This is a genomic window from Pseudaestuariivita sp., assembly GCF_052825805.1.
The window spans coordinates 59,495-79,655 of record NZ_JBRBVB010000009.1; the positions used below are offsets into that span (position 1 = coordinate 59,495).

A 20,161-nucleotide genomic window follows, 5' to 3' on the forward strand; every position below is an offset into this window, starting at 1 on the left:
ACCTCAAGCCCCTAGGCGTCCTCGGCCAGCGCGCGCAGCGCTCGCTTGCGTGCCTCAGGGATGCGCGCGATCTCGACCCCGGTAAAGACGTGCAGCGTGTTCATGTAGGGATCGACCACCGCGTGATCGCTCACCCAGCCCCCCATCGCCAGATACGTGCGCAGGAGCGGCGGCATATCGCGCAAGGCCGAGGCGCGATCCCAACGTGAGCTATGCCGCGCAAGCCTCTCGACTTGCTTGGACTTTTGACCAGGCAGCCAAACCATCGGAGCGAGGTGCCTCTCCGCCAGCAACCCAAAGGTCGCGGCATAAGGCGCAGGCTCCGTCCCGGCAAAGGATGTGCAGCCAAAAAGCAGCTTGACGTCTGCCGCATCCACAAACCGGGTCAAGGCCGCCCAGGCGACACGCAAGACGTCGGAATTGCGCACGTTCGGGTCGATGCAAAACCGCCCAAGTTCCACCAGCGGACCGGGAAAGGCGAATAACCGTGTCAGATCATAGTATTGCGCGGAGTAGCTGTGATCGATGTCGCGACCGGCGGGCAACACCAGAAGACGGTAGCAGCACACCAGCTGCCCGGTTTCCTGATCTTCGATCAGGACATGCACGCAGCTGTCGTCAAAGGTGTCGCTGTCGAGCTGTCCAGCGTTGCCCACCATGCCGCCGCTGCGCGAAAAGACGCGGTAGCGCAGTGCCTGCGCCGCGCGCAAATCGTCTTCGCTGGAGGCTTCGCGGGCCCGATACCGGCCCCGCACCAAAGTCATGCTGCCGCCTGTAGCTGTGCCGTCAGCGGCCGCCAAGCAGATCACCGGCGTTGAATCTGCCAATGTTGCCAAGCAGTTTGCGGACAAAGCTCACGTCGGCCGTGTTGTTCTTGGTGATCCGGCGCGCCAGCGGCACAACCTGACCGTCCTCGAGGCCGAACCGTTCGATGTTCGTGACCACGCCCGCCGCGTCAAAGCTGATCGCGAGCACCTGCCGCTCGATCACCTCAGGTTTACGGTAGGCAAACGTGCGCACGCGCGAGCGCACATAATAATAGCCGGATTGGTTGAGCACCCCCGCGGTCGAGGGCGTGCCGACGATGTCCGCCACCGTGTCACGGGTGTCGAGACCCGGCACGATCAGGCTCAACTCGTCTTCGGGAGGGATGTAGCCGTGGTTGCGAAACTGCGCGGTGCAGGCGGCGGTCGCCAGGACCAACGCCACCACTATCCCGCCGCGAAGCGCTTTGAATGTGCCCGGCATCGCTGCCCTCTTGTTTTGGCGCTGCCCGCCTTTAGGTTCGGCTTACTAAAGCACGCGCTGTCAATCAAGCCAAGGACACCGACCATGCCGACCTCCCTGCCCGATCCGCTGGTCGATCCGGCCTTTGTATTGCGCGTGGCGAACCTCGCCCACCGCAAGCCAACGCAGTTTGCCGTGCTGCCGCAGCCCGAAACGGTGGAGGCGCTCAAGGCGTCGCTCCGGCTGAGCGCGCTGCGCAAGGTTTCGCTCAAAGGCGCGGTGGAGCCGGTCGGGTCCAAGGATTTCCGTCTGCGCGCGACGCTCGGCGCGACCGTAGTGCAGCCCTGCGTGCTCACGCTCGAGCCGGTCACGACGCGCCTCGATGTGCCGGTCGAGCGCATGTACCTGTCCCGTTTCACCCTGCCCGAGGGGGAGGAGGCCGAGATGCCGGAGGACGACACGCTCGAACCCCTGCCCGAAGAGATCGACCTGATCGCGGTCCTCCACGAGGCGCTCTCGCTCCACCTGCCGAGCTACCCGCGCAGCACCGCTGCCGAGGCCGGCGAGCTTGTCTTTACCGAGCCGGGCAAGGCGGCGATGACCGACGCCGACGCGCGCCCCTTTGCCGGGCTGGCCGGGCTCAAGGACAAGCTCCAGAACTGAGCGCGTCCGCGCGGCGGGATTCAGCGCCTTTTCACCGCCAACCGGCAAATAGCGCTTGCCCCGCAGGCCCGTTCTGTCCTAACAGCCGCGGACACGCGTAATTCCGACGCCGCGCCCCCGCGCGCGAGCGAGAACACCGGGCAAGCCCATCGGCGGCGAGCCCCTCGAAAGATAGGTTTAGGACATGGCCGTCCAGCAGAACAAAGTCTCGAAATCGCGCCGCAACAATCGCCGCGCGCACGACGCCCTGGTCGCAGCGAACCCGAACGAGTGCGAGAACTGCGGCGAGATGAAACGCCCTCACCATGTGTGCCCCGCCTGCGGTCACTACCGTGAGCGCGAAGTCGTGGCGATGGTCGACGAGATCGACCTGGACGAAGACGCGGCATAACGGCCCGCGTCGGGCGTGACCTCCCATGACACAGCCGCCCCACCCGCATGAGTCGGTGAACGGGCGCACCGTTTTGTCGATTGACGCGATGGGCGGCGATGCCGGCCCATCCGTTGTCATTGCGGGCATGGCGCAATCGGCCGCGCGCAACGACGACCTGCACTTTATCCTGCACGGACCCGAGGACGAGCTGCAGCAACTCGTCGACCGGCGCAAGCAGCTGGCCGGACGGGTAGAGATTCGCAACGCCGCCGGCATCGTGCGCATGGACGACAAGCCGAGCCAGGTCGTGCGCTCCGGCAAGGACACCTCGATGTGGTCGACCGTTGACGCGGTGCGCGCCGGCGACGCGACCGTCGCCGTCTCCTGCGGCAACACCGGTGCGCTCATGGCCATGTCGATGCTGCGCCTGCGCAAGCTGCCCGGGGTGAACCGCCCGGCCATCGCCGTGCTCTGGCCCTCGCGCAATCCCGCCGGGTTCAACATCATGCTCGACGTCGGCGCGGATGTGAAAGCGGATCCGTCGGACCTCTTGCAATATGCGCTGATGGGCGTCAGCTACGCGCGCAACGGCATGGACATCGCCCGTCCGCGGCTGGGCCTTCTGAACGTCGGCACCGAAGAGAACAAAGGCCGCGCCGAGCTCAAAGAGGCGCACGAGCTCATCGCCGCCGAGGCCGCGCGCAGCAACTACGACTACGTCGGCTTTGCCGAAGGCAGCGACATCCCGGGCGACCGCGTTGACGTGATCGTCACCGACGGCTTCACCGGCAACATCGCGCTCAAAACGGGCGAAGGCACCGCGTCGCTGATCGGAGACTTCCTGCGCGAGGCGTTCAAATTCTCGCCCCTGTCGCGCCTCGCCTCCCTTTTGGCCCTGACGTCGCTGCGCCGCCTGAAGAAACGCATCGACCCCCGCCGCGTGAACGGCGGCGTGTTCCTCGGGCTCAACGGCACCGTCGTCAAATCACACGGCGGCGCCGACGCCACAGGGGTCTCCGCCGCAATCAAGCTGGCCTACCAGCTGGCGCAAAACGGCTTTAACGAGCGGCTCGCAGCCCGCGTCGCCTCCGCCACGGCGCAAATCGACACACAGGACAAAACCCCCGGCAGCGAAGGTGAGCAGAGCACATGACACGACGCGCCGTGGTCCGCGGGGTCGGCCACTACCTTCCTGAAAAAGTCATCGAGAACAGCCACTTCGAGAGCACTCTTGAGACGACGGATGAATGGATTCGCGCCCGCACGGGAATCGAGCGCCGGCACTTTGCCGCGGAGGGCGAAACGACCTCCGACCTTGCAACTCACGCCGCTAACGCCGCTCTTGCCCACGCCGGGCTGACGGCGGAGGACATCGACGCCATCGTGGTGGCGACCTCGACCGCCGACCTCACCTTCCCGTCCGCTGCAACCATGGTGCAGGCCAAACTCGGCATGACGCGCGGCTTTGCCTTCGACGTGCAGGCGGTCTGCGCGGGCTTTGTCTACGCGCTCAGCAACGCCAACGCGCTCATCGTCTCGGGCCAAGCGGACCGCGTGCTGGTGATCGGCGCGGAGACGTTCTCGCGCATCATGGACTGGACCGATCGGACGACCTGCGTGCTCTTTGGCGACGGCGCGGGCGCGGTGCTGCTCGAGGCACAGGACGGCGCCGGCACCTCCGCGGACCGCGGCATCCTCGCCACCGACCTCAACTCCGACGGACGCTTCAAGGACCTCCTCTACGTCGACGGGGGCGTCTCGACTCAGACCACCGGCGTTCTGCGGATGGAGGGGAACCAGGTCTTCCGCCACGCCGTGGCCAAGCTTGCCGCGACAGCGGAAACCGCACTCGACAAGGCCGGGCTGACTGCGTCGGACGTCGACTGGATCGTGCCGCACCAAGCCAACATCCGCATCATCCAGGGCACCGCCAAAAAGATGGGGCTGCCGATGGAAAAGGTCGTCGTGACCGTGCAGGATCACGGCAACACCTCCGCCGCGTCGATCCCGCTGGCCATGTCGGTCGGCGTGGCAAATGGCCAGATCAAGCCCGGCGATCTCATCGTGACCGAGGCAATCGGGGGCGGGCTGGCCTGGGGCGCGGTGGTGCTGCGCTGGTAAGCCCACGGGCTTGCTGCATGCGCAGCAATGCGCCGTCTCAAGACGTGTTTCCAAGCCCTTGATATTGACTCGAAAAAGCCTTCCGACCTAACTTGCCGCATCACGAGCCGGTGGGAGTGCGAGGATGTCGGGCAAAACGTTGACGCGAATGGACTTGAGCGAGGCGGTTTTTCGCGAGGTCGGGCTCTCCCGCAACGAAAGCGCGGACCTCGTCGAGGCGGTGCTGGGCCACATGTCCGGTGCGCTCGTCAGCGGCGAACAGGTCAAGATTTCGTCGTTCGGCACCTTCAGCGTCCGCGACAAGGCCGCCCGCGTCGGCCGCAACCCCAAGACCGGTGAGGAAGTGCCGATCAACCCGCGCCGCGTCCTGACCTTCCGGCCCTCGCATCTGATGAAAGATCGCGTCGCCGCCGGCAACAAGCGCTGACGCCGTGGCCAAATCCGCCGACGCCTTTCGCACGATCAGCGAAGTGGCCGAGACGCTCGGCACGCCGGCGCATGTTCTGCGGTTCTGGGAAAGCAAGTTCACTCAAGTCAAACCGGTCAAGCGCGCGGGCGGGCGGCGGTACTACCGGCCTGCAGACGTGGCGCTTTTGCTTGGCATTCGCCGGCTGCTGCACGACGACGGGATGACCATCAAAGGCGTGCAGAAAATCCTGCGCGAAAAGGGCGTCAAACACGTGGTTGGTCTGACCGAGGACGAGCTCTTCGAGGACGACGCGCCGGTTGCATCGCCCGTCGCCGAGGCGCCCATCGCGGTCGACGTGAAGACTGAAACGGCGAAGGTCCTGCCGTTCAAGAAAGAGCCTGAGCCGGCCCCGGCAGAGGCCATGGCCGATCCTGCGCCCGCCGAGCCCGAGCTTCCCGGTTTCCTGACGCAATCCCTGTCGGACAGGTCGGAGGAGGCGCCGGACTCGGAGCCGGAGAGCGAGACTGCCGCGTCTGCGCCGGCAACGGCTGAACCAGCAGGCGCCCTGCCCTCTTTCCTGACGCAGCCTGCGCAAGATCCTGTGCCGGCAGAGCCTGAACCGCCTGTTGCCGAAAGCTTGCCAAGTTTTCTGACCGCGCCGAAGAGCCCTGAGCCTGCAGAACCGGAAGAGACCGATGCCGTCGCGCCAGCGGCTATGCCGGCGCTCGATGTGCCATCGATTGCGGCGGGGCCAAAACTGCTGGGCCGCAGTTGGTCTGCGGAGATCAAGGATCACGATGGGGCGCGGGACGCAGCGGGCAAACTCGAGGCGTGGCTTGGCCGCGTGACGTCCGGCTGAAGGTCGCTGGGGCCTTGGGGTGCCGGACGAAGCGGAGCGCGCAAAAAGGCGCTTGCTCCTGAGGCCAATTGAGGTACACCGCAATCATTAGTCGGGCTATGGCGCAGCCTGGTAGCGCGTCCGTCTGGGGGACGGAAGGTCGCAGGTTCGAGTCCTGCTAGCCCGACCAAATCATCCGACTTTACCTTCTTTCACAGACTACACGTGTTGGCTGCACTTGTGCGGCCATTTTTGCGTGTCTGAACGCAAAAGACCTCCGCGCCCCTTGCGGGATGCGGAGGCTTTGTCTTGGTCTTGGATCGCGCCGCCCAGTTCAGGCGGCGCGGGGTATCGTTAGGAGGCGAGCAGCACCTTGGCCTGGTGGGCCGTGAGCGTTGCGCGCGCCGCCGGGTAGACCTCGGCCGCATCGCCAGTCTCGAGCTCCGGGAAGAGCGCGATGATCTCGGCGCGGGCCTCCGATCCGATGGCGCCCAGCGTCAGGTCACCCGGCTGGAAGCTCTCGGTCCAGCAGCCGTCGGACATGACCACCTCGTGGGCCTCGAACATGAAGTGGATGTAGCTCACACCCTCTTCTGCCGCGACCTCGTCCACACCGTCGAGGACGGTCAGGAACTTGGCCGGCACGAGCACTTCATCCTCGCCGAACCACAGCTCGGTGCGGGCGCCGCCGATCAGCACGCGGTGCTGCGGGGAGACCAGCATGTCCCGCTCCGGCAGGCCGTCGCCAAGGGCGCCTGCCTTGATGCGGATCGGATTGAGCGCGGGCTGTGCGGCCAACTCGGACCCGACGATGTCGCGGCGTCCGGCCCAGACGACGGTCTGGTAGCCGTTGTCGCGGGTCAGCACGCGGGTGCCAGGCTGGACCTCTTCGACGGGCATCTCGCCTTGCGCGGTCTTGATGCGCGTGCCCGGCGTGAAGCACGGGATGGAGGTGCCGACGAATTGCTCGATCTCCGAGAAGGTGAACGTGCCGATGACGCCCCCTGCCCCGTCGAGAATGTTCGCCGAGCCCGAGAAGCTGTCGCCGTCCGCGTCCTGGGTGAACGTGGTGATTTCCACGTTCTGGCCAGAGACGTCGAGCACGTCCACGTCCGAGCCTTCGGTCGAGCCGTCGAGTACGTCGCCGTCGGTTGCGCCGACGATCGTGTCGTTGCCCGAGCCGCCGACCACGGTGTCGGCATCCGCGCCGCCCTCGAGCAGGTCGTTGCCGTCGCCGCCGTAGAGCTCGTCGGTGCCGTCCTCGCCAGCGAGGAAGTCGCCGCCCTCTTCACCGTAGATGGTGTCGTTGCCGGCGCCGCCCTCGATGTTGTCATCGTGGCTGATGCCGAACTCCATCTCGGACACTTCGACGTGCCGCGGCAGGTCACCCGAGGGGATGTTGCTCGAGTAGATTATCTCGATCTTAGAGATCGCGCCGTTGATGGTGACGCCAAGCGCGTTGGAGGCTTCACCGCCCGACGCCTGGTAGTCCTCGGTCGCCGTCGCGGTATTGGTCGACGGGTCGACAGTCAGGTTGCCACCGGCGTTGAGCGTGACGGGGATGGCGTTGCCGGCCTCGTCGTAGGCGAGGATCTGGACAGAGTCCTGCCAGAAGTCCTCGTTGTCGTCGTCCGGTGTCGACGGGTCGTCGAAGTTGGCGTCGATGTCGGCCACCGAGAAGGTGACAAACGTCGCCGGCGTGTCAAAGCAGATGGTCTGCGTGACCGGTCCGTTGTCGCCGTCTGTGATCAGGTCGACCCCGCCCGAACCATTGTGGACCGCACTCTCGTAGGTCTGGCCGCCGCTTGTGAATGGGCCGTTGTCGACGGAGCTGTCAACGGTGACTGATTCGTATTGCTGCGAGCCGCCGGTGAACGGGTCGCCCTGGCTGTGCGTGCCGTCGAATCCGCCCCAGCCCACGGTCGGCGAGAAGTCGGTCGACGTGGTGTTGTCGCCGTCGTCGCCGTAGATGAGGTCGTTGCCTTCACCGCCAGAGATGTCGTCGGCGTTTTCACCACCAAAGATGGTGTCCTCGCCGTCGTCACCCATGATGGTGTCGTTGCCTTCCTCACCGTCGAGCTTGTCGTCGCCGGTGCCGCCGCTGATGCGGTCGTCGTCGATGCCGCCGAGGATGATGTCATCGTCCGCGCCGCCTTCGAGGGTGTCCTCGCCCGCGCCGCCGTAGATGCTGTCGTTGCCCTCGTCGCCGCGGATGCTGTCGGCACCTGCACCGCCGTCGAGCTTGTCGGCGCCATGGCCGCCGGTGATGAGGTCGTCGCCCTCCTCGCCAAAGACCTTGTCGTCGTCGGCCATGCCGTGCAGCGAGTCGTTGCCGGTCCCGCCGTAGACGAGGTCCGCGTCGTCGCCCGCAAACACCACGTCGTTCCCGCCTTCGGCGTAGATCGTGTCGGTGTCGTTGGTGGTCAGCGGGTCGGTGTCGTCCGGCATGTCGATGACGCTTTGCGCCCCGGTCGACGAGCTGCCGCCACCGATCAGGTCGTCACCGTCGCCAGCCTTGATCAAGTCGCGGCCTTCACCGCCCTGGATCGTGTCGGCACCTGCACCTGCGGTGATGGTGTCGTCGTCCCACCCGCCGTCAAGCTGGTTGTCGCCGCCGGTGGTGAAGATGACGTCTGCATCGTCGCCGGTCCAGATCGTGTCGTTGCCCGAGCCGGAGGTCACCGTGTCGAGGTCGTTCGACGGGTCGGCGTCGATGTTGGACACCGGGTTCGTCGGATCGCCCTGGTCGGGAGCGCCATTGCCATCGCTGCTGTCGACGAAGTTGTTGCCTTCGCCCACATTGATGTCGTCGTTGCCGTCCCCGCCGATGACTGTGTCGTCGCCTGCGCCGGTGTCGACCCAGTCGTCACCTCCGCCCGTGTCGACGTTTTCATCGCCGCTCGAGCCGGTGACCGAGTCGTTGCCGTCGCCGAGGACGATGTTCTCGATCTCGGAGAAATGCGTGGTGTTGTTGCCATCGGTGACAGTGCCGGTTTCGGGCCCGGAGAACGTGACCGTGATGTCGTCGCCCAGCGCCGAGAGATCCAGCGTGTCGCCGTTGGTCTCGCCGCCCTCGCCGCCAACGACGGTGTCGTTGTCGAGCTGGCCGGTGACCACGATCAGGTCGTCGCCGTCTTCACCCATGATCGAGTCGTCGCCGGCGCCGGCGTTGATGGTGTCGTCGCCGCCACCCGCTTCGACGACATCGTCGTCGTTGCCGGCCTGGTTGTCACCCGCGTCGATCATGTCGCCTTCGGGATCGCCGTCGTAAGCGCCATCGATCAGGTTGCCCGAACCATCGCCCGAGACGATGAAGTTGAGCGGCTGGCCGGAGTGCAGTGTGACGTTGTCGTCGGTGTCGATCCGGTTGGGGTCAGCCCCGCCCGAGGTCGGGATCGGGTCAATTGCGGTGACCGTCAGTTCCGTGATGTCCGGCAACTGGTGGCCGTCGAGCGGGATCATGTAGACCAGCGATTGGCCGCCGTCCCCCGTCATCTCGACGCTCAGGACGGGCGTGTCGTTGGTCGACGACGCACCCTCGTTGTAATCGAAGTTCGCGTAGGTCTCGTGGATCTGGTCGACCGTATAGAGAACCCCGTCAATCGTGACGGTTGCCCCCGCGCCGAAGAGCGCGCCGGTGTACTCGAACGCCAGCGGCTCATCGACCTCGACAAGGTCTCCGCCTGCGGTCGTCAGGTTTGCACCATCCGCCGGAAGGCCACCTGCCAGTTCGATCGCGTCGTAGACATTCAGCGTGTTGGTTGCCGAACCGAGCGTGACGGTGTTGTTGTCGTCGATCGTCTCGACCGGGTGCGCCGAGTTGCTGTGAATTTGCGCGACGTCGATCTCGGTGATCAGCGACAGGTCCGTGGCCGAGTCGTACGGGATCACGTAGGTGATCGACGGCTCGGTGCCGGTTGCGTCGTCGAGCGTGACGGTGACCGACTTGAGCGGATGGGTCGACCCGTCTGCTTGGGTATAAACCGCCTCGGTCGCCTGCACGGTCGAGACGGTGTAGGTCACCCCGTCGATGGTGGCCGTGTCGCCGGTCTGGACCTGCGTGTTGTCCTGCAGGTTGAAGGTGACGGGTTCATCGACCTCCACCAGTTCGCCATCGGCAACCGTCAGGTTGTCGCCGTCGATCGGCGCGCCGCCGGACAGCTGGATCAGGTCGTAGATCACCAGGTCGCCCGAGCTCGGCGGGGTCCAGGGTTGGCCGTCCACCACGAACTTTTCGATCTCCGCAAAGGACATCGACGTTCCGTCGAGGAAAGAGACCGTGCCGTCGTAGCCGTTGCCGTTGCTGTCCGGGCCGGTGATGTTCACCGACTGGACGTTGTCGACATAAAGCGTGTCGAGGTCGTTCGGCGCGTTCGGGTCGTTCAGGTCGTCCGTGCCGCCGTCGACGGTGTCGCCGCTGCCACCATAGATGTGGTCCTCGCCGGAGCCGCCTTGGACGCTGTCGTCGCCTTCGCCGCCTTTCAGCGTGTCGCTGCCGTCGCCGCCTTCGAGCGTGTCGTCGCCATCACCACCGAGGATGCTGTCGTCGTCGTCGCCGCCGCTGAGGCTGTCGTTGCCAACGCCGCCGTCGATGGTGTCGTTGCCGCCACCCATGTAGACGGTGTCGTTGCCACCCTCGCCAAAGACTTGGTCACCCGAGCCGTCTTCCTGGCCTTCGTAGAAGGTGTCGTGGCCTTCGCCCCCTTTCATGGTGTCGGCGCCCTCGTCGCCGACAAGGCTGTCGTCGCCTGCGCCACCGTCGAGGAAGTCATCGCCGGTCTCGCCATCGACGCTGTCATTGCCGGCGCCGCCGTAAACGCTGTCGTTGCCTTCCATGCCGAAGAGCGTGTCGTTCCCGTCTTCGCCGTAGACCTCGTCATTGCCCTGCCCGGCATAGACATAGTCGTCGCCCGCACCGGCCTTGATGACGTCGTCATTCGAGCCGTCCAGCGCGTCGTTGTTGTCCACACGGTCGTTTTCCGGGTCGCCCGTATAGCTGAGCCCGATGCTGTCGTTGCCGGTGGTGCCGGACACGATGTAATCGCTCGGCGGCGCTGCGGCTGCCGGAATTCCCATCGCCTCGAGCTCTTCGGGGCTGTCTACGCGATCAGGGGTCACGCCCACGAGCGTGATCGACTCGCCGTTCGGGAAGGTCAGGATCGCGTCGCCGGTGCCGTCGCCGTTGGTGTCGGTCACCGTTACGTCGTCGGTGTCAACCGGCGAACCGGTGCCATCGGTCATGCCCGAGACATCGAGCTGGTCTTGCGGTGTATAAGTGCCGTCGCCATTGTCGCGCGGCGCCTGGAAGCCATGCACGACGTCGATGCCCGAGCCATCCGCGAGCTTGACGATCTGGAGCGACTTCTGGCTGAGCTCGATGACTTCGATCTCGCTGAACGTCGTGGTGTTCGCGCCGTCGGTGATCGTGCCGGCCTCGGCGTCCGCGGAGGTCAGGTCGACAACGGCTGGGTCTGGCGAATCCGAGTTGATCAGGATCGTGTCGCCGGCGGTCTCGCCGGTCTCGCCGCCGACGATCGTGTTGGACCCGCTGCTGGTGTCGACAACGATCTGGTCGTCGCCGCTCTCACCGTAGAGCGAATCGTCGCCCGATCCCGACCCGGAGAACAGGTAGTCGTCACCCTCGCCGCCGTAGACGGCGTTGTCGCCCGCGCCTGCGTTGACATAGTCGTCACCGGCGCCGGCTTGGACGACATCGTCGTTCGAGCCGTCGGCCGCGTCGTTATTGTCGACCTCATCGCCTTCTGGGTCGCGGTCGTACGCCGAGTTGATGGTGTCGTCACCGGAGGTGCCAGACACGATGTAGTCAGGAGCAGGCTTGGTCGACAGCGTCACCGAGTCGTTGTCGTCAACGAGGCTCGATTTGAACACCTTCGCATTGGCGCCCGTGCTGAGCGTCGTGATCGAGGTGATGTTCTCGAGCGTCTGTCCATCCGGCGGGATCATGAACTGGAGGGTGCCAGCCTGGCTTCCCACGGAGACGATGATGAGCTCGACCGGCGTGGTGGTGCCGCCATCGTCGTGTTCGACGTTGGTTTTGGCTGCATTCAGCTGGTTGACCGTGTACTGGACGCCGCCGATCTCGACGGTGTCGCCCACGGCCAGCTCGCCCGGGCTCGCAGCTTCGAATTTGAGCGTGTCATTGACCGAAACCAGCTGACCGCTGTCGGTGGTCATGACCGAGTTGTCGGCCGGCATGCCGCCGGTGAACTGGATCGCGTCGTAGACGTTCACGACCGTCCCGCCAGCATCAAGCGTCACGTTGTCGTTGTCGTCGAACCCGGCAGCGGCAACCGACTTTGCCGGGCCGATCGTGTTGATCGAGATCGACGTGATCTCGGGCATCGGGGTCGCATCCGCCGGGACAAGGTACGTCAGCTGCGAGCCGTCCGCGGCTTCGAGCAGGATCGTGCCGAAGTCGAAGTCCTTCTCCGTGCCGCCCGAGTGCGTCACGTCGTTCATACCAAGGTGCAGCTCGACTACGGTATACTCGATGCCGTCGATGGTCGTCGTCTCGCCACCGGTGAGCGCCTGCTCCTTGGAGGTCGACGTGGTGGTAAATTTGATCGGCTCGTCGACCTCGACCAGCTCACCACCCGAAGTCGTCAGGGTCGCGCCGGCTGTCGGCACACCGCCCTGGATCTCGATCGCGTCATAGAGCAGGAACTCGCGGCCACCGCCGCCACCCTCGGTGCCGCCGACAATCGTGACGCTGTCCTGCCCGTCAAAGACGTCAGTGTTGTAGGTCGAGGTTGCATCATAGTCGTCGACGCCAAAGAAGTTGATCTCGGTGATGTCCTCGATCGTCTTGCCGTCTTGCGGGATCAGGTAGTCCAGTTCGAGCTGGTTGCCTTTGGTCCCGCCTTGCTCAACCAATTTGAGACCCAACGACTTGTCGTTGGTCGTCTGCGTGCCGGAGCCGTTATCGTGGGTGTATGTCGACCCGGCCGCGTAGACGTTGGTCACCGTGAATGTGACGCCATCGATAACCGCGGTGTCGCCGATGTTCATCTCACCAGCCGTCTGGTTGGTGAAGGTGATCGGCTCGTCGACCTCGATCAGGTCGCCGTTTGCCTTGGTGAACGTTGCGCCCGTGGTCGGGGTGCCGTTCATCTGGATCAGGTCGTAGACGACCGTGGTGCCACCGCTTTCGCCGCCGGAGCCGCCGCCTTCGCCACCGCCACCCGGTGGGTTCCAGGCCTGGCCATCGACCATGAAGTTCTCGATTTCGGAGAAAGCCAGTTCTGTCTGGTCGAGGAAGGTCACGACACCGTTGTAGCCGTTGCCGTTGCTGTCGGCGCCGGTGATCGTGATGTTGTCGACGTTGTCGACGTAGAGCGTGTCCTGGTCGGTGTCGTTGGGGTCTGTGGCAAAGCCGAGGTTGCCGTCCACGACATCGCCGCTGCCGCCGTAGATGTGGTCGTCGCCGGCGCCGCCGTTGAGGGTGTCCGCGCCAGCGCCACCGATCAGCGTGTCGTTGCCGGTGTCGCCGCCGATGGAGTCGTCGCCGTCACCGCCCATGAGGCTGTCATCGCCCGACCCGCCGACGATCGTGTCGTTGCCGATGCCGCCGTCGACGGTGTCGTTCCCAAAGCCGGAGCTGATGTTGTCGTTGCCGCCGCCACCGTGGACGCTGTCGTCGTTCGACCCGTCGGAGTGGTCGTTGTTGTCAATCTTGTCGCCTTCGCCGTCGGCGTAGTTGTTCTCGGCGCTGATGACGTTGTCATCATCCGTGCCCGAGACGACATAGTCGCTCGTGTTCGAGTTGGTCCCGACGCCGGTGTCGGCCCAGTTCACGGCTTGCGTCTGGTTCAGATCGCCGTTGTCTGCTGCAATCGTGACCTGAGACACGTTGCCGTAGGTGGCTTGCGTGTCCTGGAAGATCAGGAGTTGGAAAGTCTCGTTGGTTGTATGGTCGCGTACGTCGATGACGAGGGCGGGGATTCCCGTGACGGACGAGTTGCCGTTGTCATAGACAACGTCCACGAGCAGGTCGGAAATCTGCTCCGGATCGACACGGTTGCCGTTGTGCAGGATGCTCGTGTTGAGCGTGATCGTACCAGAGGGGTCCAGCGTATCAGCTGTGTGCTGGTCCGTCCAAAGACCGCCCGACGGGTCGGAGAACCCGTTGTAGTTAAGCTGCGATCCGACCGCGATGCTGGCGCCGTCGGAAAGGGTGATAAACTTGCTCGAAAAGTCGGTCATTTTGGTGAACCTTTACAGATTGATCTGAGGGAGCGTCGGCCGGGTTGCGGGTTCTAGCGCGCCCGGCGCACCCTCCGCTCCCCAGGTCTGGGTCAATAAGACACGCGCCTCACCGAAGAGGGCCGACGCCCGTCCGGTCTGTAGCTTTGCCTGTGTTTTGCGCTGCAAGCACATGTCTCGTTCCTTTCACACGTGTCCGCCCGAGAGCGCAGTCCCACGCACCAGGCACCAGTTGGCGCCGCTTGAACGGATGGACACGAGGGTGGTTATGCCTGCCAATCCCGGCCTTCATTGGGGCCGATCTGGACATTTTGGTGAAAGGACGCAGGAAAGTGCCGTGCAATTTAGGCAAAGCTTGCATGAGCCCGATGTACCATCCAAAGCAAAGGCACAGAGCCGTAAATATCTGTTACTGAATGACATTTCTTGGTTCCGGCTAGCGCCGGACTGGACAGCCGCTTGGCTACATATGGCGATGACATGCGCATTCCGGCACAAAATTAGGGCGGGCGCGCCGCAATTGCGTCTTATTGCCTAAGCCTTGTTTAAGACCGGGCCAAATGCGGCATCGCCGGCAAAAAGGCCAGCGTTGCCAAGGCAAAAGGGGGCGAAGCCTGCGGCTCCGCCCCCTTTAATTTCGCACGCGCTCCCCTTCGTGCGAGATGTGTGTAGCTTAGTTGGCTGTCCCTCGGCGCTAATGTGTCAACAGCGCTGCCTCGTGCCGTTTGAGGGCGCGCCGCGCGGCGGTATAGTCCTTGAGACCGTCCTGCGTTTCCAGCTCGGGGAAGAGCTCGAAGATCTCGTTGCGCTGCGCGTTGCCCATACCCTTGAGCGTGTAGTCGCCTGGCTGGAAGCTCTCGGTCCACACGCCGTTCGACAGCACGACTTCGTGGCGGTCGAACATGAAGTGGATGTAGCTCACTCCCAGCGTGTCGACCTCGTCCACACCGTCGAGACCCGTCAGGTGCTTGGCCGCGACCAGGACTTCGGTCTCTTCGAAGAAGAGCGCGGTCTTGTCATTGGCCACCAGCATCCGGTGGTTCGGGCTCACGACGATGTCGTGCTCGGGCATGTTCGGGCCAAGGCTGCCGGCCTGCACCAGGATCGGACGCAGGTGCGGGTCGCGCGCCAGCTCGTGCCCGGTCAGATCGCGCCGTCCCATCCAGCGGATTTCCTGCAGGCCGTTGTCCCGGGTGATGATCCGGTCGCCTTCACGCAGGTCCTCTACGAGGCGCTCGCCCAGGGGCGTTGCGATCACGGTGCCCGGCGTAAAGCAGGGGATCACGTTCTCGATCTCGGTGAAGACGAGGCGGCCGGTGTCGACGCCATCGGCATCGAAGAAGGTCACAAAGCCGTCTTCGCCGTCATCGGAGGTGAAGGTGATGTCGAGGCGTCCGCCGGCCGGAGCTGTGCCCGTCAGATCGAGCGTGTCGACGTCATCTCCGCCGCCGCCGCCGTCGATCACGTCGCCCGCGTTGCCGCCCACGAAGAGGTCGCGATCCTCGAAGCCATTGAGCGTGTCCGCGCCCTGGCCGCCGATGATCGTGTCGTTGCCCTCGCCGCCGCCGATGGAGTCGTCGTCGATGCCGCCGTCCAGCAGGTCGTCGCCGCGCCCGCCGCCGATGGTGTCATCGTCGTCGCCGGTCGTGATCGTGTCGTTGCCGTTGCCGCCCCAGACATCGTCCCGGTCGTTGTCCGGGTTGATGTCGTCGTCGGCGGTGCCGGCAATGCCGTCCGGGCCCTCGTCCAGTTGCTCGAGCGCGGGATCGGTTGTCTCGATGCCGGCGATGATGATGTCGTCGCCGTCGCCGCTCTCGATCGTGTCGCTGCCGTGGCCGCCGGTGATCTCGTCGTCGCCCGCGCCTCCAAAGGCGAGGTCGTCGTCGATGCCGAGGTCGATCGTGTCGTTGCCCTGGCCTCCGTCCACTGTATCCCCATCATCCCCGGTCAGGATCAGGTCGTTGCCGTTGGCGCCAAACACGCTGTCGCGCCCGTCGTCGGTATTGGTGTCGACGGTGCGGTTGGCCGCTGCCAGGATCGGGTCACCCACGTCGGTGTCGTCGAGGAACGTGTCCACGCCGGCGATGATCGTGTCGTCGCCCTGCCCGCCGTCGATCGTGTCCGCGCCCTGCGCATCGACGATGCTGTCGTTGCCCTGGTTGCCGAACACCTGGTCGTCATCGACGCCGGCAAAGATCGTGTCGTCGCCCTGGCGGCCAGTGATGACGTCGTCATCGTCGCCCGTGCTGATGAGGTCCGCGCCCGACGTGCCTTCGACCGTGTCGAGGTCGTCAAAGGGATCGGGATCCTCGTCGAGACCGGCAAACGCGTCCACGCCCCCGCCCATCGGGGTCAGGATGTCGGTGTCGATCAGGCCGTCGCTGGGAGGCTCGTCCGTCACCGTCACGGTGATCGTGCCCGTATCGGTCGCGTTGTTGCCGTCGGTGATCGTGTAGACGATCGTCGCGTCGCCAACGAACCCGTCCGCGGGCGTGAAGCTGAGCGAGCCGTCGCCATTGTCCACCACGGCTCCATCGCCGGTGGTCGCGCCGGTGATCGAGAGCGTATCGCCGTCCGGGTCGGTGTCATTGCCGAGCGGGAAGATCACAATCGTGCTGCCGTCCGAGGTCTCGGTGTCGTCGTTGGCCACCGGGGGACGGTTGCCCGGACCCGGGTCCGTGACATTGACCGCCACTGTGGCCGACGCGGTACCACCATTGCCGTCGCTGATTGTGTAGCTAATCGACGTGGCGCCGACGAACCCGGAATTGGCCTGGAACGTAACTGTTTGCGGCACGCCGGGTCCATTGTCGTTGATCACAACCGTGCCGTCTGTGGAAGTCGCCGACGTGATCAAGAGCGTGTCGCCGTCCGGGTCGCTGTCGTTGGTCAGCACGTCGATCTCGACCGGGGTGACCAGTTCGGTTTCAGCCGAGTCGTTCGTCGCCACGGGAGGCTCGTTCACGTCCGCCTCGATGGTCGAAAAGCACACGTCCGAGATCAGCAGGACCTGATTGCCCTCGCCGCCGTTGTTATAGTCGACCTCGATCGACGCAACAGGGCCAGCGATCGACACAAGCGCGGAGTTTGCTTCGTTGTTGAAGAAGCTCTCGCCCGAGCCGGTCAGCGTGTCGCCCGATTGCGAGACGGCGCCGCCGGCGGTCAGGGTGACCGGGATCGGGTTTCCGTCCGCGTCGAATGCGCGGATCGTAACGATGTCGCTGTAGGGTGTGGACGACGGGCCGCCAAAGCGGTCGTCGAAGGCGCCGCCGTCGATGTCGTTCAGGCGGAACGAGACGTTTTGCACTTCGTCGGCAAAGGCCGCGTCGGTCGAGGCAAAGCTGAAGGTGGTGGTCGCGGTGTCATCGACGCCGCCCTCACCGCCGAAGCCCTTGATCTCGAGCGAGGAATTCGGGTCGAAGCCCTCGCCGGGCGCGACGTACACCTCTTCCTCGACGGTGATGCCAAAGGCATGCTCGTCTTCCTGGTTGAAACCCACGGTCACGGCGATGCCGCCGGTGTCCACGGTGCCGGGCGTGAACGGCCCGGCGGCGTAGGGTCCAAATTGCCCCCAGCTCAAATTCAGATCAGCCATAGCTTCGATCCTCTCTCTCCAACGGGGCACGCCCCAGGCCGCAATGGGCCGTGGCGGCGACGCGGCCACCAGTGACAAAACGGTGCGGTGATCGGTCCACGAGACGGGTGGAAGACTGCGCTTCAAGCGCGGTCCGCCACATCAAGGCCGAAGGGTCGGCCTGTCTCGCACCCCTCACACGGTGCACAATGATGTGGTGGTCGCCCCCGTGACCAGCAGACTTGCGAACCCTCCCAGCGGGTTCTTGTCCTTAGTGGTGCCACCAGATGTGCCGCGGACAAAGGGAAAAGTGGCAGGATCGTGGTGCGGTCGGGACGCGGGGGACCTCAAAGCTGCCTTGTTTTTGCCATGATTTTCAACGCATGGTTGCAAGATCGCGAACACTTCGCGATTTGCGTGAGAATTGCGGCGGCATTCGAGATTAACGAGATGTTAATGGCTCAAATTTTTGAAGATTGATCGCGATGTGGGGACATTGCCTGAAACGCGCTTTCGTTAACCATCCCGCCACTTTTCTGCCCAAGTCGGCGGGGCCGGTGTTCCCTATCGCGAAACAAAAACCCGCAGGCGCGGTTTCGTTTTCAGGCAGTGGTCAATCGGGGCCACGCCGCGGCGAATCACAAGGGTAATGCCGCAGGTTTGACACAAATCGCCGGGTGCTCGCCCTCGCCAGCTCCAGCGCGCAACGTCGAACCCTATAGCTGTTGGCTTAAATCGAAGCGCCCGCCTGACGTTTACGTCAGGCCGCGTCATGCCGAAGGCATGCCTCCGGCATGACCCGCCCCCGTCAAACCGGAGGTTTGCCTCCGGCAAAACGGGCGGCGCGGTTGCGCCACCCCCCGGGCCGGCGCGTGGATCGCCGTTTCAAATGTATCCGTTCAAAGATCGCCCGCTACACACGCACTCGAAAGCTTCAAACTGAGGAAAGTGTGGTACCCAAGGCCGGACTCGAACCGGCACGCCCGCAAAGGCGGGGGATTTTGAATCCCCTGCGTCTACCATTCCGCCACTTGGGCACGGGCGCCTCAGCGCCGTGTAGGGTGGGTGTAGGCAAGCGCGCGGGTGATGTCACGCGCAAAACCCACCCACCCGAAGCAAATGAGACCGCTTTACTCTACCGGCCAGCCGCCGATGGCGCGGACCTCGACGAACTCGTCGAGCCCCCAGTGACCGCCCTCGCGGCCATTGCCCGATTGTTTCATCCCGCCGAAAGGAGAGCCCGCGCCGCGCGCCTTGCCGTTCATGTCCACCATGCCCGAGCGCACTGCGCGCGCCACGCGGCGGGCCTTGGCGGGGTCGGTGGTCTGAACATAGTTCGTCAGGCCGTAGTCTGTGTCGTTGGCGATCTCGATCGCTTCGTCCTCGGTGTCGAACGGCATCATCGAAAGGACCGGGCCGAAGATCTCTTCGCGCATCACGGTCATGTCGTTCGTGCAATCCGCAAAGACGGTCGGCTTGACGTAGAAGCCGCGGTTGAGGCCTTCCGGGCGCCCCACCCCACCGGTCACAAGCCGCGCGCCCTCGTCGATGCCTTTCTGGATCAGGTCCTGGACCTTCCCGAACTGCATTTCCGACACCAGAGGGCCGATGTGGCGGCCCTCCTCTGAGGCGGCGTTGACCTTGGTTGCCTCGGCAGCGGCCTTGGCCTCCTCCACCGCTTGGTCATAGCGCGAGCGCTCGACCAGCATCCGGGTCGGCGCGTTGCAGGACTGGCCGGTGTTGTTGAAGCATCGGATGATCCCTTGCTTGACTGCCTTGGGATCGGCGTCGGCAAAGACGATGTTCGCGCCCTTCCCGCCCAGCTCGAGCGCAACGCGCTTGATCGTTTCGGCAGCTGCAATCGTGATCGCCTTGCCGGCCCGCGTAGAGCCGGTGAAGCTGACCATATCGACGTCTTTGTGCGCCGAAAGCTGGCTGCCTACGCCCGGCCCGTCGCCGTTGAGCATATTGTAGACGCCCGCCGGCACACCCGCCTCGTGCATGATCTCGGTAAAGAGGATGCCCGACAGAGGCGATTGCTCCGAAGGTTTCAGCACCATCGTGCAGCCCGTGGCGAGCGCCGGGATCACCTTGAGCGTGATCTGGTTCATCGGCCAGTTCCAGGGCGTGATGAGCGCGCAGACGCCGATGGGTTCCTTGATGATGTGGGTGTCTTCCTCGCCAGGGCGCAGGGGGCCTTCGAACGCGTAGGCGTCGAAGGCGTCGAGGAACCCCTCGAGGTGGTAGGTCCCGGTGCCGGATTGCTGGACCTTTGCCATGTCGATCGGAGCGCCCATCTCGGCGCTGATCGCCTCGGCCATCGCATCGGAGTGTTTGCGGTAGACGCTGAGGATGCTCTCCATCAACTCGCGCCGCTCGGCGCGCGAGGAGAGACGCCATTTGGGGAACGCCGCCTTGGCCGCGGCGACGGCAGCGTCGGTGTCGGCCTGACCGCCCAGCGAGATCGTTTCGATCTGCTCTTCGGTTGAGGGGTCGATCACCGCAAACTCAGTGCCAGCCTGCGGCGCCACCCAGGCTCCGTTGATGTAAAAGTTGCGCGCGTTGTCCATGTGACCAAAGCCTTTCCTTGCCGCGGCTTCTGCCGCCTCTTGGTGTCGAGGTCTGACAGGTTTGCGCGGCGCTGTCATCGGCCCGCGATCAAAGCCTGCAAAGTTTCCGGTCGGCTACAGCAGGCAGGGCGGATCCGGGCGGGATTCCGAAAAAGCGCGCAAT

11 protein-coding genes and 2 tRNA genes are annotated in these 20,161 nt (G+C 64.6%); 7 read left to right on the top strand and 6 right to left on the bottom strand.

The genetic code is table 11. From position 1 onward, the window contains the following. Positions 1-11: 11 nt before the first annotated feature. Both ACU0B3_RS10810 and ACU0B3_RS10815 read right to left on the bottom strand, forming a co-directional pair. Positions 12-764 carry a GNAT family N-acetyltransferase gene (locus tag ACU0B3_RS10810; RefSeq protein ID WP_446260866.1) on the bottom strand — a complete coding sequence of 251 codons (753 nt, stop codon included), beginning with the start codon at positions 762-764 and terminating at the stop codon, positions 12-14. 22 nt (positions 765-786) lie between these two features. Next, the gene (locus ACU0B3_RS10815) at positions 787-1,248 is read right to left on the bottom strand and encodes an outer membrane protein assembly factor BamE (protein ID WP_446260867.1); all 462 of its coding nucleotides are present in this window, start codon (positions 1,246-1,248) and stop codon (positions 787-789) included. 84 nt (positions 1,249-1,332) lie between these two features. On the opposite strand from ACU0B3_RS10815, the gene ACU0B3_RS10820 reads away from it, so the two are divergent. The 7 genes from ACU0B3_RS10820 (at position 1,333) to ACU0B3_RS10850 (ending at position 5,821) form a co-directional block, all read left to right on the top strand. Further along, a complete protein-coding gene (locus ACU0B3_RS10820) occupies positions 1,333-1,890 on the top strand; it encodes a YceD family protein (protein WP_446260868.1) in 558 nt (185 codons plus the stop codon). A gap of 184 nt (positions 1,891-2,074) precedes the next feature. After that, the gene (gene rpmF, locus ACU0B3_RS10825) at positions 2,075-2,281 is read left to right on the top strand and encodes a 50S ribosomal protein L32 (protein WP_446260869.1); all 207 of its coding nucleotides are present in this window, start codon (positions 2,075-2,077) and stop codon (positions 2,279-2,281) included. A gap of 25 nt (positions 2,282-2,306) precedes the next feature. After that, a complete protein-coding gene (gene plsX, locus ACU0B3_RS10830; protein WP_446260870.1) occupies positions 2,307-3,416 on the top strand; it encodes a phosphate acyltransferase PlsX in 1,110 nt (369 codons plus the stop codon). Beyond that, positions 3,413-4,384 carry a beta-ketoacyl-ACP synthase III gene (locus ACU0B3_RS10835; RefSeq protein WP_446260871.1) on the top strand — a complete coding sequence of 324 codons (972 nt, stop codon included), beginning with the start codon at positions 3,413-3,415 and terminating at the stop codon, positions 4,382-4,384. The genes plsX and ACU0B3_RS10835 overlap by 4 nt, the downstream gene beginning before the upstream one ends. 124 nt (positions 4,385-4,508) lie before the next feature. Next, entirely contained in the window at positions 4,509-4,811 is a 303-nt protein-coding gene (gene ihfA, locus ACU0B3_RS10840; protein ID WP_446260872.1) for an integration host factor subunit alpha, read from the top strand. Positions 4,812-4,815: 4 nt separating this feature from the next. Continuing rightward, a complete protein-coding gene (locus tag ACU0B3_RS10845) occupies positions 4,816-5,652 on the top strand; it encodes a MerR family transcriptional regulator (protein WP_446260873.1) in 837 nt (278 codons plus the stop codon). Between the two features lie 92 nt (positions 5,653-5,744). Next, positions 5,745-5,821, top strand: a tRNA-Pro gene (locus ACU0B3_RS10850). Between the two features lie 164 nt (positions 5,822-5,985). On the opposite strand, the gene ACU0B3_RS10855 is transcribed toward ACU0B3_RS10850, so the two are convergent. The 4 genes from ACU0B3_RS10855 to ACU0B3_RS10870 all read right to left on the bottom strand — a co-directional run bounded on the left by ACU0B3_RS10855 (position 5,986) and on the right by ACU0B3_RS10870 (position 19,998). Beyond that, entirely contained in the window at positions 5,986-13,854 is a 7,869-nt protein-coding gene (locus tag ACU0B3_RS10855) for a Hint domain-containing protein (RefSeq protein WP_446260874.1), read from the bottom strand. 694 nt (positions 13,855-14,548) lie between these two features. Then, entirely contained in the window at positions 14,549-17,449 is a 2,901-nt protein-coding gene (locus tag ACU0B3_RS10860) for a Hint domain-containing protein (protein WP_446260875.1), read from the bottom strand. A 930-nt stretch (positions 17,450-18,379) separates the two neighbouring features. Continuing rightward, positions 18,380-18,465: transfer RNA gene (locus ACU0B3_RS10865), tRNA-Leu, on the bottom strand. 93 nt (positions 18,466-18,558) lie between these two features. Next, positions 18,559-19,998: an aldehyde dehydrogenase family protein gene (locus tag ACU0B3_RS10870; protein ID WP_446260876.1), complete on the bottom strand. Its 1,440-nt coding sequence runs from the start codon at positions 19,996-19,998 to the stop codon at positions 18,559-18,561. Between the last annotated feature and the right edge of the window lie 163 nt (positions 19,999-20,161).

Coding starts and splice junctions, on each gene's coding strand:
- ACU0B3_RS10810 (WP_446260866.1), bottom strand. CDS start 764: ATGACTTTGGTGCGGGGCCGGTATCGGGCCCGCGAAGCCTCCAGCGAA.
- ACU0B3_RS10815 (WP_446260867.1), bottom strand. CDS start 1,248: ATGCCGGGCACATTCAAAGCGCTTCGCGGCGGGATAGTGGTGGCGTTG.
- ACU0B3_RS10820 (WP_446260868.1), top strand. CDS start 1,333: ATGCCGACCTCCCTGCCCGATCCGCTGGTCGATCCGGCCTTTGTATTG.
- rpmF (WP_446260869.1), top strand. CDS start 2,075: ATGGCCGTCCAGCAGAACAAAGTCTCGAAATCGCGCCGCAACAATCGC.
- plsX (WP_446260870.1), top strand. CDS start 2,307: ATGACACAGCCGCCCCACCCGCATGAGTCGGTGAACGGGCGCACCGTT.
- ACU0B3_RS10835 (WP_446260871.1), top strand. CDS start 3,413: ATGACACGACGCGCCGTGGTCCGCGGGGTCGGCCACTACCTTCCTGAA.
- ihfA (WP_446260872.1), top strand. CDS start 4,509: ATGTCGGGCAAAACGTTGACGCGAATGGACTTGAGCGAGGCGGTTTTT.
- ACU0B3_RS10855 (WP_446260874.1), bottom strand. CDS start 13,854: ATGACCGACTTTTCGAGCAAGTTTATCACCCTTTCCGACGGCGCCAGC.
- ACU0B3_RS10860 (WP_446260875.1), bottom strand. CDS start 17,449: ATGGCTGATCTGAATTTGAGCTGGGGGCAATTTGGACCCTACGCCGCC.
- ACU0B3_RS10870 (WP_446260876.1), bottom strand. CDS start 19,998: ATGGACAACGCGCGCAACTTTTACATCAACGGAGCCTGGGTGGCGCCG.